Raw genomic sequence first — 19114 nt, forward strand, 5'->3', positions numbered from 1 at the left:
ATGATGTTTTGGCGAAGTGTAGTAGGTAAGCTTTGGGTTACGATTCTGCTTCTGGTCTCTGTCGTTCTCCTGATCTTGACGATCCTGCTATTGCAATATTTTGAGCGGTTTCATACTGAACGGGCAGAAGACGAACTGTTGAGTCATGCGAGTCTGATGGGCTCTGTGATTGAGGAAGAAGAAACACAGCAAAGAGTTATTTCCATGGCAAACACAATTTCATCAACCTATGGTACAGAAGCTGTAATCATCCTCAATGCTGAGGATTACTGGTATAGTGATTCGATATTCTCGGGAGGTCAATTGCCCCTCTCGCTCTTTTATGAAGACGATATTCTCTCAAGAGTGTTCGATGAACAGGAATCCATTGCAACTGAGGGTCATTACCTATTTGAATCAATCGGGGAAGAGCAGACAGAAGAATTGCTCATCGTTGGTACCCCTGTTCAATTCCCAGAAGGTGAAATTGGAGCAGTATTTCTTTACCAGCCTCTTGACGTCGTCGAGGAGGCAACGAGTCAAACGACAAACATTATTCTGCTTTCCGCCGCAATAGCCATTATATTAACAACAGTATTTGCATTCTTTTTGACAACCCGAATTACTGCACCGCTGCGTAAGATGCGCAGAGCGTCATTGGAAGTGGCGAAAGGTAATTTTGATACAAAGGTCCCGATTTTAACTAATGATGAGATCGGATTATTGGGCATTGCCTTTAACCGGATGGCAAGAGCACTGAATACCAACCTGAATGCATTAAATCAGGAAAAAGAGCAGTTGTCCCGAATTCTATCTTCAATGGCTGATGGCGTCATAACGCTGGATCGTGATGGTGGTGTGATGGTAACCAACCCACCTGCAAATGAATTCATCGGTGCCTGGTTGTATGATCAAGGATATGATATAGAGGAGTCAGGTCAACTGCCTGAAGAATTGGAAAAACTATTTGAGAAGGTTGTTTCTCAAGAAAAAGAACAAATGGGTGAAGTCGATGTTCAGGGGAGAAGTTGGGTGATTCTGATGACTCCGCTATATGATCAGAATCATGTTCGCGGTGCTGTGGCTGTTATGAGAGATATGACTGAAGAACGTTTGCATGATAAGCTTCGTAAGGATTTTATTGCGAATGTGTCTCACGAACTGAGAACACCGATTTCCATGTTGCAAGGGTATAGTGAAGCAATCATCGATGATGTCGCTGGCAGCGATGAAGAAAAGAAAGAATTGGCTCAAATCATTTATGATGAATCTCTTCGCATGGGGCGCTTGGTGAATGAATTGCTCGACCTCGCCAGAATTGAAGCCGGACATATTCAATTGAACATTGAATCGGTGAATATGACTGAATTCAGTGAACGGATATTCCGTAAATTCACAGGGGTTGCTAAAGAAAACGATGTTGATTTGATTAGTGAAATCGCAGCATCTGATGCTGAAGCTTATGTAGACCCGGATCGTATCGAACAGGTGATGACAAATTTAGTGGATAACGCGATCCGCTACACATCTGTTAACGGTTCTGTAACGATCAGATTGGAAGAATTGATCAATGGATTTAAACTGGAGATCGAGGATTCGGGTGCAGGGATTCCTGAAGAGGATCTGCCGTTTGTTTTTGAACGCTTCTACAAGGCAGACAAAGCTCGAACCAGAGGAAGAGCCGGGACGGGTCTCGGTCTTGCAATCGTAAAGAATATTGTTGAAGCGCACAAAGGTAGAGTCTCCGCGCATAGTAAAATTGGTGAAGGGACAACATTCTCTGTCTTTTTGCCTTTCGGAGAAGCAGATGATGACATGGTTGAATGATAAGTCAGACGGCAGGCCTGTTTTCGGCTGCCGTCTGTTTTGTTCTAAACTTCCCAGGGAATTTAAGTGGAACTAAGGCTTTCACTATAGGCTTGTCGACAAGCCTATTTATCATCATCAGTCCAGATCTTTGTAAATCTCCCGCATCATATGGGTGATTTCAGGGATAATTAATTCATCCATCGCAAGCTTTACAGCGCCTGATGAACCAGGAGTTGAAAAAATCGCAGTCTGTCCTCTTACACCTGCAGTTGCTCTGGAAAGCATAGCAGCAGGACCGATGTCTTTTGCGAAACTTAAATATCTGAATAATTCACCAAAACCTGGTAATTCTTTGTCCAACATATCTGAAACGGCTTCAAAGGTTGTATCTCTGAAAGTAATTCCGGTACCCCCATTAATCAGCAATGCTTCAATTTTTTCATGCTGGTCAGCAAAACGAATCCATTTTTGAATACCGCTGAAATCATCTTTTACGATTTCATGTCTGAAGATGTGATGGCCGGATTCCTCCAGTTTTTCAATCATGAGTTTACCGCTTTTATCTGTTTCTTTTGTACGGCTATCAGATACTGTCAAGATCATGCAGGTGACATGATCGGGTGCTTCTTGCTTATGTTCGTTTACGCTCATTGATGATCAGTCCTTTCAGAATGTCTAGTACTATTATTACCTTGATTCATTTGAATTGCAAACGACTCTTTCAAACGTTAAGCTGAAAACTGATAATGAAATGAATGGAGGAAAATCATGAAAATTTATACAAAGTCCGGCGACGAAGGTGATACCCATCTAATTGGGAAGAAAGTGAAGAAGTCTAATGAACGAGTAGAGGCTTATGGGACTGTCGATGAATTAAACAGCCTGATTGGGGTCACACTGACTTCGATTCCAGATGGATGTGAGGATATGAAAGAAGATCTTCAGAAAATACAACATGAATTATTTGATCTTGGTGCTGACTTGGCAAACGTGACAACAAGAGAGAATTATTATATTCAAAATGAATTTACAATTTACCTGGAAAATCGCATCGATTACTACTGGGAGGAGGCTCCTCCGCTTGAACAATTCATTTTACCCGGAGGACACACAGCAGCGGCTTATCTCCATCAATGCCGCACAGTTGCAAGGCGAGCAGAGCGTCGCATTGTCGATATTTCTGAGGAAGTTCAGACACCAGCTGAAGCGATTGTCTATATGAACCGATTGTCGGATTATTTTTTTGCCGCAGCCAGAGCGGTTAATGTGCGTACAGATCTTGAAGATATTCCTTATCGGTCAAATCGGAAATAATTGCAGTTTACGAATAGGAAAACGCCCTGTGCATATCAAATGCGCAGGGCGTTTTAACGTAGTTTTACATGTGGATGTCGATATCAGCTTCATCATATAATTGATCAATATATTTGGTTTGGATCAACTGTATTTCAATGGCATCACGAACATCTTCAAGGTCATTGATTTCAGGGTTCTCAGCAACTTGCTGCTCGTAGGATTCTTCAATCTCTTCGTCCGTTACCTCGATTTCAAGAGACAGAATATGATCATCTGCAAGAAGCTGATTCAGTTTTAATGAATCACGGATTTCATTTTCGAGCATATCTTCTGTATAGCCTTGAGCTTCTAATGCATCTTCAAAGTCATCGAACTGCAATCGGATTTGTTCCAATTCAACCTGAACCTCGTTTTCATCAGCCTCAAAATTCAAGCGGTCAGCTTCCTGAACAAGTACTTCCAATTGGACTAGTTCATCTACGATACCTTGTTGGATTTGCATCAGTAATTCAAGGTTTTCTTCTTCTGCAAAATCAATCCCCTGTTCTGCGAACATCAATTCATACTGCTGGAGTTGCATTTCCAATTGTTCCATCGGAATGTCCTGTCCATTGACTGTTGCTACAGTGTCTCCTTCAAGTTCGAGAACACTTTCCCCTGATCCAGTCGGCTCAGGTTCATCATTCAACGCCGTTTCAGTCTCATCCTCATTTAAAAGTGATTCCGTCTCGGCATCACTGTTGTCTCCACTGCAAGCCGTGAGAATCAATCCTGCACTGAGTGGAAGAGACAGCCAGAATTTGGTCGGGTACATCTTCATGAAACGTCAACAACCTTTCTTGTCTATTAATTTTTAAAAACACCTATTACTATAACACAGACAAGCTGAAGTCACCAATGTTTCAGGAATATAACCCAACTAAATCAAAGTTCAATGGCTTGTACAGATTCCACTTCGGAGAATGATTCAAAAGCTTTAATGACTTCGTCGTTACAGCCTTTATCCGTCCCAAGGAGCATGATTGCCTTTCCTCCCTCGGAATGTCTTCCGACTTGCATCGTTGCAATGTTGACATTATGAGTACCTAAGAGCTGGCCCACTTTACCAATGACACCCGGTTTATCGTAGTGTTGAACGAAAAGTGTATGCGCACCAGGCTGAAATTCAAAGGAGAAATCATCGATCTTTACGATTCGTGGACCAAATTCTTTGCTGTATGTTCCAACAATAAATAATTCGCGTTTTTCACCTTTTATAGTGGCACCAATCATATTAGAATACCCGTATGATTCACTGGAATGTCTTTCAGACACATTGATCTCCCGTTCTTTCGCAATAGCAACAGCATTGACCTCATTAACATAGCTGTCGACCCGGTGCTTGAAAAAACCGGCTAAAAAGCTTCGATTAAACAATCCCGTTTCCTGATGAGACAATTCTCCAGCATAGTGCATTTCCACTTCTTTAACCGGTTCACGAAATAATTGAGTTGCTGTTTCACCAAGAATTTTAGTAAGAGAGGTGATTGGTGCCATTTTTTCAAATTCCTCTGCATCGATATGAGGCAGATTTAATGCATGGGGTGCAGGTTTTCCCTGCAAATATTCCAAAACTTCCACAGCAACTTGTTCTGCGACATTCAATTGGGCTTCGTCAGTCGAAGCAGCAATATGAGGTGTCGTAATGACTTGTTCGAGTTCTGCTAATGGATGATTCTTAGCCGGTTCACTTTCATAAACATCAATGGCAGCTCCTTTGAGCTCTCCCGATTTTATCGCATCGTAAAGGGCATCCTCATCGATGATGCCTCCGCGGGCACAGTTCAACAGATATGCACTGTTCTTCATTTTTTTTAATCTTTCAGAACTGATCATGCCTTTGGTTTCTTTTGTCAGAGGAGTATGAACGGTAACAAAATCGCTGGTTTCAAGGAGCTCATCGAGATCCATAATTGTTACCTTATTCTTTTCTGCCCGTGATTCAGTGAGGAAGGGATCATAAGCAACCACGTTCATTTTGAAAGCACGTGCTCTTGAGGCCAGCTCAGCTCCGATTCGGCCAAATCCAACAATACCAAGGGTTTTACCAAAAAGTTCTGTTCCTGTGTATAGTTTACGGTCCCAACGCCCTTCCTTCATGGATTGATTTGCCTGAGGTATATTGCGGACAACGGATGCAAGCATGGCAAATGTGTGCTCCGCAGTAGAAATGGTGTTGCCATCCGGTGCATTCACAACAACAACGCCATTGGCTGTCGCTGCGTCCAAATCGACATTATCAACACCTACTCCTGCACGGCCGATAATTTTGAGGTTAGGCATTTTTTCAATAATGTCTGCGGTAACGGTTGTTGCACTTCTGATAATTAATGCATCTACTTCTTCGAGGGGGGTGGATGTTTTTAGTACGTTCTCAAAAATGACTTGGACCTTTTCTGACTCGATAACCGGCTTTAAACCTTCTTCGCTCATTTGATCAGATACAAGAACGGTAAAAAGGCGGTTCTCAGTGCGATCTTTTGTGTTAGTGTTCAATTCCCTTCAACTCCTGAATTAAGATTTTATGTTCCAATATTAACACGAAATTCAGACAATTTACTACACTAACTTGTTAAAAAATCAAACATTCTAAATGGTAACGCTTTCAAATGTTCGGTTTTCAGAAATTTTATTTGTTCATTTCTGTGATCAAAGCTTATCAGAATCGAAATTGAAAAGAAGTCTTGGATTGGTTACAATGAAAGTATTGATGATGCATAGCTCTAAAGGAGATAATTTAATGATAAAACAGGTGAAATCAAAGAAAATTTATGAGATTGTTGCTGAACAGTTGACCGATATGATTCAGAAAAGTGAATTCAAACCAGGAGAAAGACTGCCTTCAGTCCAACAATTGTCTGAGGACTTCAATGTCGGGAGATCAGCAATCAGAGAAGCACTCAGCGCTTTGAAAGCAATGGGAATGATTGAAATCAGGCAGGGTGAAGGGACTTTTGTAAAAAAAGTGGCTATGAATTTATCTGACCGGATGATTCCATCCATTCTTGAACAGGAGGATTTAAAACAGCTTTTTGAAGTTCGTAAGCTGAATGAAACAGGCGCTGCATCCATTGCTGCTGAGAAGAGGACCGACGCAGATTTGAGAAAACTCGAGCGGATTTTGCGTGAAATGAAACTTGCAGAGGGAGATGGTCGTCTTGGTGAACAGGCAGACATCGACTTTCATATGGCGATTGTAGCTGCAGCTGGTAATCATATGCTTGAACGATTGATGGCAACCATTTCAGAAACTGTTGAAGAATCTATGAAAGAAGCCAGACAACTTTTTTTATATTCCAATGAAGAAAAAATGATACAGCTTTATCAGGAACACTTCAGGATCTATGAGGCGATACGTGACGGCGACAAAGAACAAGCTTATCAGGCGATGTATGATCATATCGCCGGTGTTGAAAAAGCGATATTTCTTCATGATGGTGCAGACTTATGAATTGGAAATACTATCTAAAAAAATCAGTTTGGTTTGGCGGTTTAAATGAGAGTGAACAAGAAGAACTCATTGACCTGGGTAAGGATATACAATATAGAGATAAGGAACGGCTGTTTCTCGAAGGGAATCCGAAGAGAGACCTGTTCGTCCTTGGTGAAGGCACGGTATTAATATCCAAACTGACCGAAACAGGAAATGAGAGTGTTATTAATGTTTTAAGCGAGGGCGAAATTTTCCCGCACGCAGGTTTGTTTGATCATACTGAATACCCTGGAACAGCAACAGCTAAAAAAGATGTGAGGGTTTTAGCTTTACCAATTGATCAAATCGAGGCCTTTATTCTTGCAAGACCGGAAGTTTCGATTAAAATTATACAAATGATGAACCAGAACATGTTGATGCTGCAACGAAAATTGAACGAACTGTTGAGTATGGATGTTCATGCCAGGTTGCAATCGGCAATCGACCATTTAACACGTGTACAGGGAAATGAGATCATTCTGACTCACCAGGAGCTGGGGCATTTAATTGGTTCAACCAGAGAAACGGTAAGCAGGCAGCTGAAAAAATGGGAAGTTGCCGGGTATCTGACAATCAAAAAAGATCGTATTATTATTCACTCGTCATGGGAAGAGAGAGCATAAAGGAAATACAAAGAACCACCGGCTATGCCGGTGGTTCTGGTATGACAGGTGACTATTCAAATTTCAAAGCGTCGCCGTCAAATGGCTCTTCTGCGATCTTGATGGAATCAGTCGGGCATCCGTCAAGTGCGTCTTCCATGTCTTCATAGAGCTCTTCCGGTACTTCTGCAGTACCCTGGTTATCGTCAAGGATAACCCACGCGATACCGTCATCGTCATAATCATAAATGTCTGGTGCTGCGGAACCACATGCACCACATGCGATACAGGTATCTTTGTCCACGATTGTATACTTTGCCATTACAAAAACCTCCCATAGAATATAGAATCCCTTTTGCAAGGGTGTTTTTTTAAGAACATCTTCCGTCAAGAAGTCTGTTCTCTATATTTTCATTGTAAAGGTTACCACTGAACATTTCAATAGGAAATGTAATTGAGAATCCTTATCATGGCGGGCGTTGTGAACGATGCACAATCACCTTATTTTGAAAACAATTCTCGTAAAAAGGAGTCGGTGATACGTGAATTTTGAACAGAATATCATGACATATCTTCATGAGTGTATTGGATTTGACCGCTCAACAAAGGCAATCATGCACATTTTACTTGGCAAACGATCTGCACAGACGATTCAGGATATTCACCTTTTTCAAGTAGAGAATCTTGGCGGGTTATTGAAATTCGCACCGGAATATCTCTGTAAAACTTTTGAACAAAAGTTTCAAGCGTACAGAAAACGTCAAGAAATGTTCAGAAATCGAGCCGGTGAAAATACAGGATTGAATCCACTCTTATCAAATAAGATTCATGGTATGCGAAATGAATGGACCGGACAAGCGCAGTTCTTTTTCGAGGGGGTTGCACTGACTGTTCAGTCTTGTTCGTTTTTGAAAGCTGGAGAGTCTTATTTCTTCCCGGTTTCAGAAAATGAAGTGATACAACATAAAGTGAAACGATTATTAAAATCAGGTGGCGACATTCATGATGTGACTTCGCAGTTATATGTGGAATTGAACATGGCCTTGACATTCGTCACAGATATTGATGTAACGCCATTTGTACTAAAACTGACAGCGAAAAACGAGGTGGGGTATACCTATTCACAATTGGCTGACATGTATCAGTTAACTGAATTGGAGATGTACATTCGCATCAGAATGACCCTGCACGCTGTGTTGGACGAAATCACGTCTTCACCTAGAGACTATCCTTTATTGAAGATGCTGTTAACTGATGATCAAAGCGAAACCCGACTTTTCACTGCTACCGCTATGAAGACGAAAGAACTTCTTGAAAAAGGACGGTCACTTGAGGAAATTGCAAACGTCAGGCGGCTTAAAATGAGTACAGTGGAAGACCACTTAGCTGAGTTGGCTTTTGCAGATGACACCTTTGATTATCGCCCATACCTGACTGAAGATGACTTGTCTCATCTTTGTCAGGTTATAAAAAAAACCAATGCTACGAAATTAAGACAATTGCGTGATGAAACAATGGAACAATACAGTTATCTGCAACTTCGAATCGCCATGGCACTTTCAAGGGGGAGATCAATTGAATCTTGAGGATCAGCTTAAATATTTTTTCGGTTATTCAACATTTCAAGGACGTCAAAAAGAGGTGATATCATCCGTCTTGTCAGGGTGTGATACGCTGGCGGTTCTTCCGACAGGGGCGGGGAAGAGTTTGTGTTATCTTCTGCCTTCACAAATTACTCCTGGACTTACGGTAGTGATTTCTCCTCTTGTTTCTTTGATGGAAGATCAGGTCATGCAGCTTAAGGCTGCCGGTTTTAAACGAACGGCCCATTTAAGCGGTATGCTCGATTATAAAAGAAAACAGGAGTTGATCAGTCAGGTTGATCAGCTGGATGTGCTTTTCCTCTCACCGGAAATGCTTCAGCAAAGAAACTTACAGGCCAAACTCTTATCAACTGAAATTTCTCTGTTTGCAGTTGATGAGGCGCATTGCATCTCACAATGGGGACACGAGTTCCGTACGGACTATTTGAGAATTGGGGAATTCATTAAACGTTTAAATAATCCAGTGATTCTGGCTCTCACAGCTACGGCACCGGAAAGGGTCAGAGAAGATATCATTGAGCAAATGGGTATGAATGAACCGAGGAGGATTATATCATCAGTTGACCGGGAAAATATTTATCTTGAAGAAATCGAGGTCGAAACAGATGATGATAAACGTGAGAACCTTTTGACATTACTTAAAGACACCACTGAGCCTGCTATCATTTATTGCGGTACAAGAAATGATGCTGAACAGATCAGTACATTATTAAAAAGAAATCATTTTCTAGCAGAAGCCTATCATGGAGGCATGGTGAAAGAAGACCGGCTCCTGATTCAACAGCAATTTTATTATGATCAGATCAGAATGGTCTGTGCCACCAATGCGTTTGGGATGGGTATTAATAAAGCGAATATACGTCATGTGATCCATTACCACATTCCTTCATCTATCGAACAATACATTCAGGAAATTGGCAGAGCCGGCCGGGATGGGAATCAAAGTACAGCTCATATCATCTGGAAAAAGGAAGATCTGCAATTGCCACTCTGGATGGTTGAATCCGAGTTTCCAAATCATGCAGAGTTAGAGGCGATAGGGAAATATATTCATGAAAATAAAGGTGAAATACTTGATCTGACGAAATTTTATATATCTGAGAAGCAAGCTGAAATGATCCGTTTTCATCTGATCAACGCATTAATAATCGATGAGTACAGTATGATTATTTTTGAAAACAAGAACGAACTAGCCTCTTCCTTTAACAACATGCGAAATCATTTCAATCACCGCTCTGCGGAAAAAAGAGTACAAGCTGCTTCTATGGGAAGATTGTTATTGGATGAAAGTTGTATCCGTGAACGAATTCTGGTTTATTTTCAGGAGGATGAACTCAAAACCCCGGAAGTATGTTGCAATCGCTGTGGAAAACTACCGGCAGGGATTGTTCGTTCAGTTCCTGCAGAAATAAAATCAGGGCTGATGTTTGAGAATTGGGAATCAGTTCTAATGCGTAAATTTTTTGGTCAAGAGGTGCTGAATGAAGAGACAAATTGAACTGGTCGATCAAATGACTGACAGAGAGCTTCTTTTGAATGTCTATGCGACTCAAATTATCATTCTGAGCGTCGCTTTTGGCTTAAGCTGGATCATATCCGGATCTCCTGTCGACTGGATTAAAACGGTTTCTTTCTCGGCCGATGCAATTTTGGCAGGTGTCATTTTTGCGGTTATTATCGTGGCTCTCGAGATCTTTATGGATAAGCATTTACCCCATCAATGGCTTGATGATGGTGGTATCAATGAACGTCTATTCAGGAGTATCTCGCCGTTCCATATATTGATACTTACTGCTATAATAGGCATTAGCGAGGAAATATTGTTCAGAGGCGTTATCCAGGAACAATTCGGGTTGGTGGTTGCCTCGGTCTTATTTGCTGCAGTACATGTAAGATATTGGCACAACAGATTTTTATTCAGTTTTATGGTTGTATTGAGCTTTATGTTCGGTCTCGTCTACTTATGGAGTGGTAATTTACTCTCGGTCATTATTGCTCATGTACTGATTGATTTTCTTCTTGGATTATATATAAAAAAAACATCTGCAAAGATTGAAAGGTGAAGTCAAATGACGAATGATCAAAATGATACAGACAGAGGTATTTCATCTTTCCCACCAAGGAGTGCTGTACACGGAGGCACTGGTAAAAAACGAAAGGAGCATCTACAAGAACAACGAAATAAAAACGGGACTGTCGAAAGTAAGAATGTTCAGGAGAACGACGATGAGGTACTTGAAAATGATTCAACTTCAGAGCAGGTGGAAGAAACCACAACTTACGCGTACAGAAGACCCGAAAGAAAGCGGCCAAAATACTTATTGGTGAAGATATGGCTGGTTTTGTTTTTGATGATCGTGATTGGCATGGTGACATTCCCTCTTTGGCAGGACTGGTTGACTCTAATATAATAACAGCAAATGACGGAAAACCAGGTATTTCACACCTGGTTTTTCTGATGGTTCAAGGAAGTCTGTCGTCACTGATGGAAACATGAATTAATAATATGGCTTTTACTTTTAACTAGACTAGAACGTGGGTTTTATCTATTTTCAACAGTTTTATGAAGTTTACTTGAATTGGATTGAAAACGCTTACAATATTTCGGTATACTGTATGAGAGAGGGGGAGATAGGTTTGAACTGTCTTGTGATTACCGGCCACTATGGTTCGGGAAAAACGGAACTTGCGCTTCATCAGGCAATGATTTGGCATAAAGACAATCATCATAATCTATGTCTTTGCGATGTCGATGTGATAAATCCCTACTTCAGGGCAAGGGAGCAAAAACAATGGCTCGAGGAACAGGGTATTCATCTGGTTGCTCCTTCTGAAGAACTGATGCATGCAGATTTACCCATTATCAGTCCTGAGGTGTTGGCGAAACTGAAAGATCTAAATTCATCAGTCATATTGGATGCAGGGGGAGATCACGATGGTGCAACAGCAATTGGACAGTTTTCTGAATCGATCAAAGCCCGATCACATGAATTCTGGTTTGTTGCCAATCTGAATAGACCACAGGTATCCACTAAAGAAAAAATCATGGAGATGATTGATAGAATCGAACGAAAAGCACGGTTGCGGATTACTGGTCTGATTCATAATACACATCTTGCAGGAGGAGATTTCCCTGTCGAAGAACTGATTTCACATGAGCGCGTGGTGAGAGAAGTTGCAGCCGAAAAAAACATTCCACTTGTCGGAACAATGGTGGAGAGGAAAGTCTATGACAAATGGGACCCGGAGAAGAAAAATAACATAAAAGATCTGATAATTTTCAGCCGGAAATTAACAGCGCCCTGGCATTCCGTATAAAGGAGGATGACATGATGAACAGAGTGGTATTTCATGAAGATCATTGTAAAGGCTGTGGATTATGCATTTCGGTTTGCCCGAAAGGAATCATACAGGCTGCAGAACATATGAATAAAAAAGGGTATCAGCCTGTTGAAGTAATCAATCAGGAGGCATGTACAAGTTGTACGGCATGTGCACTGATATGTCCCGATACCGTAATCACGGTTTACCGCCCGGACAAAACAGCATGATAGCAGCAACGCCAGACTAAAGACAATTCGGGGAGTGGTTGAAATGGTGAAAGTTCTGATGAAGGGAAATGAAGTGATCGGGGAAGCTGCAATTCAAGCTGATTGCTATTATTTTTTCGGTTATCCCATCACACCTCAGAGTGAGCTGGTTGCCTATATGGCAAAACGTTTACCTGAAGTAGGAGGGGTATTTCTTCAAGCGGAAAGTGAAATCAGTGCAATCAATATGGTCTACGGAGCTGCATCCGCCGGTGTAAGAGTGATGACTTCATCATCAAGTCCCGGGTTCAGCTTAAAACAGGAGGGAATTTCTTATCTAGCCGGCGCAGAATTGCCTGCAGTGATTGTGAATGTTGGTCGAGGTGGACCCGGGCTTGGTAATATTCAACCGGCTCAGTCCGATTATTTTCAGGTTACAAAAGGTGGGGGACACGGCGATTATTACACACCGGTCCTTGCTCCTTCCTCTTTGCAGGAAATTGCTGAATTGACTCAGGAAGGGTTCAGGATTGCCGATCAATACAGGACACCTGTTATCATCCTTGGAGACGGTATGCTCGGACAGATGATGGAACCTGTTGATTTCGATGCTGTTGAAAAAGTCGATCAAGTATTTGCTAAGGAATGGGCAACTACTGGAACAAAAGGAGACGGGGGACCGAAAACCATTACCTCATTGGATTTGAATGACGTACTCCTCGAGGAACGCAATCATCGCTTACAAGCGAAATATCAGGAAATCAGGGATAAGGAAGTTAAAGTAATCTGTCATTATGAAGAAGAAGCTGACTGGTTTGTCGTAGCTTATGGAACCGTTGGACGAATCGTTCAAAGTGCTGTTGAAAAAGCGCGAGAAGAAGGTGTTAATGTTGGTTTAATCAGACCTGTCAGCCTTTGGCCGTTCCCTCATGAGACGATATCAGGGTTCAGTGAAACATCATCTCATATTTTAGTGGTTGAAATGAGCGCAGGGCAAATGGTTGAAGACGTTCGATTGGCTGTAGAAGGGAAAGCTCCTGTCAGTTTCTATGGTCGAAACGGTGGGGTTATTCCTTCAGTTGGCGAAATCCTTGAGCAGATTATGAAAATAGATGCGGGGGTGACAGTCCGATGAAAACCGTATTCGAAAAAACATCAGGATTGACTGAAAAAGAAACGCATTATTGTCCAGGTTGTACACATGGCATTATTCACAGGATAACTGCTGAAGTACTTGAAGAGTTGAATGTTCTTGAACAAACCATTGGTGTAGCCTCTGTTGGGTGCTCGGTCTTATCATATGACTATTTTAATTGTGACATGACTCAAGCCGCCCATGGACGAGCTCCTGCAGTAGCAACTGGCATCAGGCGTGTTTTGCCGGAAGACCGCATCATTTTCACGTATCAGGGAGACGGTGATCTGGCATCAATAGGAATGGGTGAAATAGTACACAGTGCAGCAAGAAGTGAAAATATCACAGTGATTTTCGTCAATAATGCGATCTATGGTATGACCGGAGGACAAATGGCGCCGACAACACTGACAGGGCAGAAAACGGTGACTTCTCCCGAGGGTAGGAATACTGCCATGCAAGGACTGCCGATCCGGGTCGCAGAAATGTTGTCAACGTTGGATGGAGCCACATATATTGAGCGCGTTTCTGTTCATGATGTGGCACATATCATGAAAACAAAGAAAGCGTTAAAAAGAGCATTCGAGACTCAAAAAGCGGGCCTTGGTTTTACGATGATCGAAATCTTATCCACCTGTCCGACGAATTGGGGGATTGATCCGGAAGAGTCGCTGTCGTTTATTAAAGAAGAAATGATTCCTTATTATCCACTAGGTGTCTTCCAGGATCGCAGGAAAGAGAAAGGGTGATTCAAATGAAAGAAGAAATTATTATTGCCGGATTTGGTGGCCAAGGCGTGATGTCCATGGGGCAATTACTAACGTTTGCCGGCATGAAAGAAGGGAAGGAAGTGTCGTGGCTCCCATCTTATGGTCCCGAACAGAGAGGTGGCACCGCTAATGTTCAAGTCGTTATCAGTGATGGTCCCTTTGGTTCACCGGTCATTGATGAACCAAGTGTTGTTATTGTATTAAATGATCCTTCTTTTGAAAAATTTGAACCAAGAGTGTGTCCTGGAGGCGTACTGATCACGAATTCAGATCTTGTGAATCAGACATCAAACAGGAATGATATTAAAATCATTGAGGTTCCGGCCACAACTGTCGCAATCACCTTATCAGAAGAGCGCTCAGCAGGTATGGTAATTCTCGGTGCATTAATTGGAACAACCGGTATATTGTCGAGACCTTCATTGCTCGAAGCCCTAGAAGATGTACTGGGAAAACGAAAAACACATTTGATCCCTGTGAATGAAAAAGCGATTCGCGCAGGTGAAGATTATGCCGGACAAGGAAAAGGTATTCTGGTTTAAAGGTTCATGATAAACTGAACAAGTAATCAACAGGCTAAGTTCAGGAGGGGTAAACATGGCAAGAGAAGTAAAATCAGACATTGAAATAGCTCAAGCATGCAAGATGATGAAAATTTCAGAATTGATTGAGGAATTGAATATTCACGAAAATGACTGGGAACCTTATGGTCATTACAAAGGAAAGCTTTCGCTGGATTTACTGGAAAAACATCAGAATACGCCAGATGGCAAGGTTATTCTTGTCACAGCCATTAATCCAACACCTGCAGGGGAAGGGAAGTCAACCATTACCGTTGGACTCGGACAGGCATTGAATAAAATCGGGAAAAAAGCTGTGATTGCACTCAGAGAGCCTTCATTGGGACCAACCATGGGGATCAAAGGAGGGGCGGCGGGAGGCGGTTACTCTCAGGTGGTACCTATGGAAGATATCAATCTTCACTTCACGGGTGATCTGCACGCGATAACCACAGCACACAATGCACTGGCTGCGATGGTGGATAATCATATTCATCGGGGCAATGAATTAGACTTGGACGTTCGACGCATCACCTGGAAACGGGTTCTGGATATCAACGACCGATCTCTTAGACATATTAATATCGGTCTGGGTGGCCCCCTGCATGGTATACCTCGCGAATCAGGATTCGATATCACCGTTGCATCAGAAATCATGGCCATTCTCTGTCTCGCATCAGACCTGAATGATTTAAAAAAGCGCTTCGCACGAATAGTCATTGGATATTCTTCCAATCAAAAGCCAGTAACCGTCAAAGACCTTGAAGCAGAAGGCGCATTAACTTTATTGATGAAAGATGCCTTGAAACCGAATCTGGTTCAAACATTGGAAAATACGCCAGCATTGATTCATGGTGGCCCTTTTGCAAATATCGCACACGGCTGTAATAGCGTCATGGCAACAAAGCTCGCATCTAAATTAGGAGATTACGTTGTCACTGAGGCTGGATTCGGCGCAGATTTAGGTGCTGAGAAATTCTTGAACATTAAAATGAGAGCAGGTAATATTCAACCGAGCCTCGTGGTGATTGTAGCAACAATCCGGGCATTGAAAATGCATGGAGGCGTCCCGAAAGATCAATTAAAGAATCCAGACACCGAAGCAATGAAAAAAGGTCTGGGCAACTTGGAGAAACACGTGGAATCAATTCGTGCGTTTGGACTGCCTCATGTTGTGGCAATTAACCGATTTGTTCATGATTCAGAGGAGGAAATCGAAACACTGCGCCACTGGTGTGGAGAAAAAGGGATAGAGGTTGAACTTGCAAACGTTTGGGAAGAAGGCGGAGCAGGAGGAACCGCATTGGCTGAAAAAGTCGTTCATGAAATTGAACATAGGAAAAATCAGTTTAAACCGTTATATGAACTGGAGGATTCGCTGTTATCGAAAGTGAATACCATCGCAAAAACAGTCTATGGAGCAGATGGTGCCGTCTTATCGAAAGAAGCGCAAAAACAGTTGAAGGATATTCAAACCAATGGTTGGGAACACTTGCCTGTTTGCATGGCAAAAACCCAAAATTCGCTATCAGATGATCCTACTCGAATAGGTCGTCCTGAAAACTTTCAGATCACAATCAGAGAGCTGAAACCATCTATTGGAGCGGGCTTTATTGTTGCGCTGACAGGCAGTATTATGACCATGCCAGGACTCCCGAAACGTCCCGCTGCGGTCGATATGGATGTTGATGAAGAAGGCAAAGCAACGGGCTTATTCTGAATTGGCGTTGAATTAAAGCACATCATATACGTTGACCGGGTTTTTATTATACCCGGTCTTTTCTATATTTAATGCAGAGGATTAATTTTTTTATAGATAAATCGCTGAATTATTGTATAATAGTGTGGAAAGATTTGCACAACTGAATTCAATAGTTTTATAATAACATTATGCCGTTGCTGAATTAACTTTCACAACTGTTCTGGAGTGAATAAGTAAAGTGGGTGACGATCATGTCCGACAAGGTGGGGAAATATAATATAAAAGCGGTATCGAATATGCTGGGCATTCATGCAGGTACATTAAGAGCATGGGAAAGACGTTACGATTTGGTTAAACCAGTCAGAAATGAAGCTGGACATCGTTTGTACACAGACGAACATCTGAAGGTTCTGAAGTGGATCATCGATCAGGTCAACAGGGGATTCACCGTTGGCCAGGCTGTTGAGCTTCTTGACAGGGAAGAAGTTTTGCGTTCACCTGAAATTGGTTCAGAGCCGCTAAATCAAATTGAATCAATGAAAACAAACATCCAAACAGCATTACTGAATTTTGATGAAACTACTGCTACGGATCATTTGGACCATGCATTTAACATGTTCTCAACAGAGCGCGTTGTCATTTCAATTCTGGGTGACATCCTGGCAGAAGTTGGTGATCTTTGGGAGAAGGGAAAAATATTAACGGCTCATGAGCACTATGTTACAGCTTATATTCGTACAAGGATCGGAATGGTGTTTCAATCGCTCCCGGTAAACGGATTACTGCCCAAGGTTATTTGTGTATGCGCACCAGACGAAACACATGAAATTGGGCTTTTAGTTTTTACATTTTATTTACGCCGAAGAGGATACGACACGATCTATCTTGGCGGAGGAATACCTGGTGAAGACGTAATCAAGATCATTGAAGAGACGAGAGCCTCCTTCACGGTCATTTCTGTCACCATGAAAGATCATATTTCATCCGGGCTTTCATTGCTGGATCAGATCCACGAATCATTTACCGATGTCAAGGCTGGGGTTGGTGGAGCTGCGATAGATCATATAAACCCGGACCTCAAAAAGAAATACAATCATTCGATAATTGGTCATCACGATGATAATTGGTTGGATTGGATGAAAACTTGAAACAAAGCTGATTGACGAAATCATGTCAATCAGCTTTGTTTTTGAAAACCGAAATTAATTTGTGAATGTTTCAAGTAACAGTGGAAAAACATCCAAAACTTCTTTATCATAAGAAGTATAGATAAAATGTAAGCGCATTCTTAAGACGATACATTGCTCACAGGGGTGAAAACAATGTCCGACAATCAGAATCATGAAGAAATAAAAGAAAAAGATGTACTTGAAGCAACGCAAACGGTTATCAAAAAAGCTTTGGATAAGCTTGGATTTCAGGATGAAGTGTATGAGTTGATGAAAGAACCTTTACGGATGATGACGGTAAGGATTCCTGTAAGAATGGACGATGGTTCTATCGAAATTTTCACTGGTTATCGTGCGCAGCATAATGATGCTGTTGGACCAACAAAAGGCGGTGTCCGGTTTCATCCTGGCGTTACTGAAAAAGAGGTGAGGGCACTATCAATCTGGATGAGTCTGAAAGCAGGTATCATGGACTTACCATATGGCGGAGGAAAGGGGGGCATTGTTTGTGATCCCCGTCAAATGTCATTTCGGGAGATTGAACGCTTAAGCAGGGGATATGTCAGATCGATCAGTCAGATCGTAGGCCCAACAAAAGATATTCCTGCACCTGATGTATTCACAAATTCACAGATCATGGCATGGATGATGGATGAATACAGCCGTATGAAAGAATTCGATTCTCCAGGTTTTATTACGGGTAAACCGTTGGTTTTGGGAGGATCCCACGGCAGGGAATCGGCTACGGCAAAAGGTGTCACCATTTGCATTCGGGAAGCAGCCAAGAAAAAAGGGATGACGGTTGAAGGATCAAAAGTTGTTATTCAGGGCTTTGGTAATGCAGGCAGCTTTTTGGCGAAATTTCTTCATGATGCAGGAGCAAAAGTCGTTGGGATTTCTGACGTTAATGGTGGACTGTACGACCCTGAGGGATTGGATATCGACTATCTTTTGGACCGTCGGGACAGCTTTGGAACAGTAACGAATTTGTTTAATGACGTTCTCTCAAATAAAGAACTGATTGAGCAGGAATGTGATATTCTTGTTCCTGCGGCTATCGAGAACCAGATTACTGAAAAAAATGCACATAAAATTAATGCGTCTATTGTTGTGGAAGCTGCCAACGGACCCACAACGATGGGGGCGACAAAAATCCTTCATGAAAGAGACATATTACTTGTTCCAGACGTTTTAGCGAGCGCTGGCGGTGTGACAGTGTCATATTTTGAGTGGGTGCAGAATAACCAGGGATATTACTGGGAGGAAGAAGAGGTTGAAACGAAACTGGAGAAGAAGATGACAGCATCGTTTGAAAATGTATATCGGTTGGCCAGTCTTCGAAATGTGGATATGCGTCTCGCTGCTTATATGGTAGGCGTACGAAAAATGGCCGAAGCCAGCAGGTACAGAGGCTGGATTTAATCGCCATCATTCAGTATGATAGAAA

The 19114-nt window shown here is 42.1% G+C and carries 20 protein-coding genes; 16 read left to right on the top strand and 4 right to left on the bottom strand.

Annotated features, from left to right (window positions below; all coding sequences use genetic code 11):
- Positions 1 to 1806 carry an ATP-binding protein gene (locus tag BBEV_RS07000; RefSeq protein ID WP_069364815.1) on the top strand — a complete coding sequence of 602 codons (1806 nt, stop codon included), beginning with the start codon at positions 1 to 3 and terminating at the stop codon, positions 1804 to 1806.
- Positions 1807 to 1923: 117 nt separating this feature from the next.
- Here BBEV_RS07000 and BBEV_RS07005 read toward each other — a convergent pair whose 3' ends face one another.
- On the bottom strand, positions 1924 to 2439 hold the full coding sequence (locus BBEV_RS07005) for a MogA/MoaB family molybdenum cofactor biosynthesis protein (RefSeq protein ID WP_069364816.1): 516 nt from the start codon (positions 2437 to 2439) through the stop codon (positions 1924 to 1926).
- 117 nt (positions 2440 to 2556) lie between these two features.
- Between BBEV_RS07005 and BBEV_RS07010 the strand changes: the two genes are divergently transcribed.
- Positions 2557 to 3102 (top strand): cob(I)yrinic acid a,c-diamide adenosyltransferase, encoded by a 546-nt coding sequence (locus BBEV_RS07010; RefSeq protein ID WP_069364817.1) that lies wholly within the window; start codon positions 2557 to 2559, stop codon positions 3100 to 3102.
- 64 nt (positions 3103 to 3166) lie between these two features.
- On the opposite strand, the gene BBEV_RS07015 is transcribed toward BBEV_RS07010, so the two are convergent.
- Both BBEV_RS07015 and serA read right to left on the bottom strand, forming a co-directional pair.
- Entirely contained in the window at positions 3167 to 3898 is a 732-nt protein-coding gene (locus BBEV_RS07015) for a SurA N-terminal domain-containing protein (protein WP_198155080.1), read from the bottom strand.
- A 110-nt stretch (positions 3899 to 4008) separates the two neighbouring features.
- The gene (gene serA, locus BBEV_RS07020) at positions 4009 to 5556 is read right to left on the bottom strand and encodes a phosphoglycerate dehydrogenase (protein ID WP_069366643.1); all 1548 of its coding nucleotides are present in this window, start codon (positions 5554 to 5556) and stop codon (positions 4009 to 4011) included.
- A gap of 307 nt (positions 5557 to 5863) precedes the next feature.
- Here serA and BBEV_RS07025 point away from each other — a divergent pair, with 307 nt between their 5' ends.
- Positions 5864 to 6574 (top strand): FadR/GntR family transcriptional regulator, encoded by a 711-nt coding sequence (locus tag BBEV_RS07025; RefSeq protein WP_069364819.1) that lies wholly within the window; start codon positions 5864 to 5866, stop codon positions 6572 to 6574.
- A complete protein-coding gene (locus BBEV_RS07030; RefSeq protein ID WP_069364820.1) occupies positions 6571 to 7218 on the top strand; it encodes a Crp/Fnr family transcriptional regulator in 648 nt (215 codons plus the stop codon). The genes BBEV_RS07025 and BBEV_RS07030 overlap by 4 nt, the downstream gene beginning before the upstream one ends.
- Positions 7219 to 7270: 52 nt before the next feature.
- Here BBEV_RS07030 and BBEV_RS07035 read toward each other — a convergent pair whose 3' ends face one another.
- Positions 7271 to 7519, bottom strand: a complete 249-nt coding sequence (locus BBEV_RS07035) for a ferredoxin (RefSeq protein ID WP_013173092.1) — start codon at positions 7517 to 7519, stop codon at positions 7271 to 7273.
- A gap of 220 nt (positions 7520 to 7739) precedes the next feature.
- On the opposite strand from BBEV_RS07035, the gene BBEV_RS07040 reads away from it, so the two are divergent.
- The 12 genes from BBEV_RS07040 (at position 7740) to BBEV_RS07095 (ending at position 19089) form a co-directional block, all read left to right on the top strand.
- On the top strand, positions 7740 to 8783 hold the full coding sequence (locus tag BBEV_RS07040) for a YpbB family protein (protein ID WP_069364821.1): 1044 nt from the start codon (positions 7740 to 7742) through the stop codon (positions 8781 to 8783).
- On the top strand, positions 8773 to 10299 hold the full coding sequence (locus BBEV_RS07045; protein ID WP_069364822.1) for a RecQ family ATP-dependent DNA helicase: 1527 nt from the start codon (positions 8773 to 8775) through the stop codon (positions 10297 to 10299). Before BBEV_RS07040 ends, BBEV_RS07045 begins: the two co-directional genes overlap by 11 nt.
- The gene (locus tag BBEV_RS07050; RefSeq protein ID WP_069364823.1) at positions 10283 to 10864 is read left to right on the top strand and encodes a CPBP family intramembrane glutamic endopeptidase; all 582 of its coding nucleotides are present in this window, start codon (positions 10283 to 10285) and stop codon (positions 10862 to 10864) included. Before BBEV_RS07045 ends, BBEV_RS07050 begins: the two co-directional genes overlap by 17 nt.
- 6 nt (positions 10865 to 10870) lie before the next feature.
- A complete protein-coding gene (locus tag BBEV_RS07055) occupies positions 10871 to 11212 on the top strand; it encodes a hypothetical protein (RefSeq protein ID WP_069364824.1) in 342 nt (113 codons plus the stop codon).
- Between the two features lie 226 nt (positions 11213 to 11438).
- Positions 11439 to 12119: a hypothetical protein gene (locus BBEV_RS07060; RefSeq protein ID WP_069364825.1), complete on the top strand. Its 681-nt coding sequence runs from the start codon at positions 11439 to 11441 to the stop codon at positions 12117 to 12119.
- Between the two features lie 14 nt (positions 12120 to 12133).
- The gene (locus tag BBEV_RS07065) at positions 12134 to 12352 is read left to right on the top strand and encodes a 4Fe-4S dicluster domain-containing protein (RefSeq protein WP_069364826.1); all 219 of its coding nucleotides are present in this window, start codon (positions 12134 to 12136) and stop codon (positions 12350 to 12352) included.
- 43 nt (positions 12353 to 12395) lie between these two features.
- Positions 12396 to 13466 carry a 3-methyl-2-oxobutanoate dehydrogenase subunit VorB gene (locus tag BBEV_RS07070; protein ID WP_069364827.1) on the top strand — a complete coding sequence of 357 codons (1071 nt, stop codon included), beginning with the start codon at positions 12396 to 12398 and terminating at the stop codon, positions 13464 to 13466.
- Complete coding sequence (locus tag BBEV_RS07075; protein WP_069364828.1) at positions 13463 to 14215, top strand: thiamine pyrophosphate-dependent enzyme; 753 nt, start codon at positions 13463 to 13465, stop codon at positions 14213 to 14215. The genes BBEV_RS07070 and BBEV_RS07075 overlap by 4 nt, the downstream gene beginning before the upstream one ends.
- Positions 14216 to 14220: 5 nt before the next feature.
- Complete coding sequence (locus BBEV_RS07080) at positions 14221 to 14778, top strand: 2-oxoacid:ferredoxin oxidoreductase subunit gamma family protein (protein WP_069366644.1); 558 nt, start codon at positions 14221 to 14223, stop codon at positions 14776 to 14778.
- 55 nt (positions 14779 to 14833) lie between these two features.
- The gene (locus BBEV_RS07085) at positions 14834 to 16516 is read left to right on the top strand and encodes a formate--tetrahydrofolate ligase (protein ID WP_069364829.1); all 1683 of its coding nucleotides are present in this window, start codon (positions 14834 to 14836) and stop codon (positions 16514 to 16516) included.
- A gap of 233 nt (positions 16517 to 16749) precedes the next feature.
- The gene (locus tag BBEV_RS07090) at positions 16750 to 17646 is read left to right on the top strand and encodes a MerR family transcriptional regulator (RefSeq protein WP_069364830.1); all 897 of its coding nucleotides are present in this window, start codon (positions 16750 to 16752) and stop codon (positions 17644 to 17646) included.
- Between the two features lie 174 nt (positions 17647 to 17820).
- On the top strand, positions 17821 to 19089 hold the full coding sequence (locus BBEV_RS07095; RefSeq protein WP_069364831.1) for a Glu/Leu/Phe/Val family dehydrogenase: 1269 nt from the start codon (positions 17821 to 17823) through the stop codon (positions 19087 to 19089).
- Positions 19090 to 19114: the final 25 nt, after the last annotated feature.

Origin of the sequence: Salisediminibacterium beveridgei (assembly GCF_001721685.1) — a bacterium.
Taxonomy (GTDB): Bacteria; Bacillota; Bacilli; order Bacillales; family Salisediminibacteriaceae; genus Salisediminibacterium; species Salisediminibacterium beveridgei.

What these genes read in the sequence shown, in the direction of transcription:
- BBEV_RS07000 (WP_069364815.1), top strand. Translation starts at nt 1, where the DNA reads ATGATGTTTTGGCGAAGTGTAGTAGGTAAGCTTTGGGTTACGATTCTG.
- BBEV_RS07005 (WP_069364816.1), bottom strand. Translation starts at nt 2,439, where the DNA reads ATGAGCGTAAACGAACATAAGCAAGAAGCACCCGATCATGTCACCTGC.
- BBEV_RS07010 (WP_069364817.1), top strand. Translation starts at nt 2,557, where the DNA reads ATGAAAATTTATACAAAGTCCGGCGACGAAGGTGATACCCATCTAATT.
- BBEV_RS07015 (WP_198155080.1), bottom strand. Translation starts at nt 3,898, where the DNA reads ATGTACCCGACCAAATTCTGGCTGTCTCTTCCACTCAGTGCAGGATTG.
- serA (WP_069366643.1), bottom strand. Translation starts at nt 5,556, where the DNA reads ATGAGCGAAGAAGGTTTAAAGCCGGTTATCGAGTCAGAAAAGGTCCAA.
- BBEV_RS07025 (WP_069364819.1), top strand. Translation starts at nt 5,864, where the DNA reads ATGATAAAACAGGTGAAATCAAAGAAAATTTATGAGATTGTTGCTGAA.
- BBEV_RS07030 (WP_069364820.1), top strand. Translation starts at nt 6,571, where the DNA reads ATGAATTGGAAATACTATCTAAAAAAATCAGTTTGGTTTGGCGGTTTA.
- BBEV_RS07035 (WP_013173092.1), bottom strand. Translation starts at nt 7,519, where the DNA reads ATGGCAAAGTATACAATCGTGGACAAAGATACCTGTATCGCATGTGGT.
- BBEV_RS07050 (WP_069364823.1), top strand. Translation starts at nt 10,283, where the DNA reads ATGAAGAGACAAATTGAACTGGTCGATCAAATGACTGACAGAGAGCTT.
- BBEV_RS07055 (WP_069364824.1), top strand. Translation starts at nt 10,871, where the DNA reads ATGACGAATGATCAAAATGATACAGACAGAGGTATTTCATCTTTCCCA.
- BBEV_RS07065 (WP_069364826.1), top strand. Translation starts at nt 12,134, where the DNA reads ATGAACAGAGTGGTATTTCATGAAGATCATTGTAAAGGCTGTGGATTA.
- BBEV_RS07070 (WP_069364827.1), top strand. Translation starts at nt 12,396, where the DNA reads ATGGTGAAAGTTCTGATGAAGGGAAATGAAGTGATCGGGGAAGCTGCA.
- BBEV_RS07075 (WP_069364828.1), top strand. Translation starts at nt 13,463, where the DNA reads ATGAAAACCGTATTCGAAAAAACATCAGGATTGACTGAAAAAGAAACG.
- BBEV_RS07080 (WP_069366644.1), top strand. Translation starts at nt 14,221, where the DNA reads ATGAAAGAAGAAATTATTATTGCCGGATTTGGTGGCCAAGGCGTGATG.
- BBEV_RS07085 (WP_069364829.1), top strand. Translation starts at nt 14,834, where the DNA reads ATGGCAAGAGAAGTAAAATCAGACATTGAAATAGCTCAAGCATGCAAG.
- BBEV_RS07090 (WP_069364830.1), top strand. Translation starts at nt 16,750, where the DNA reads ATGTCCGACAAGGTGGGGAAATATAATATAAAAGCGGTATCGAATATG.
- BBEV_RS07095 (WP_069364831.1), top strand. Translation starts at nt 17,821, where the DNA reads ATGTCCGACAATCAGAATCATGAAGAAATAAAAGAAAAAGATGTACTT.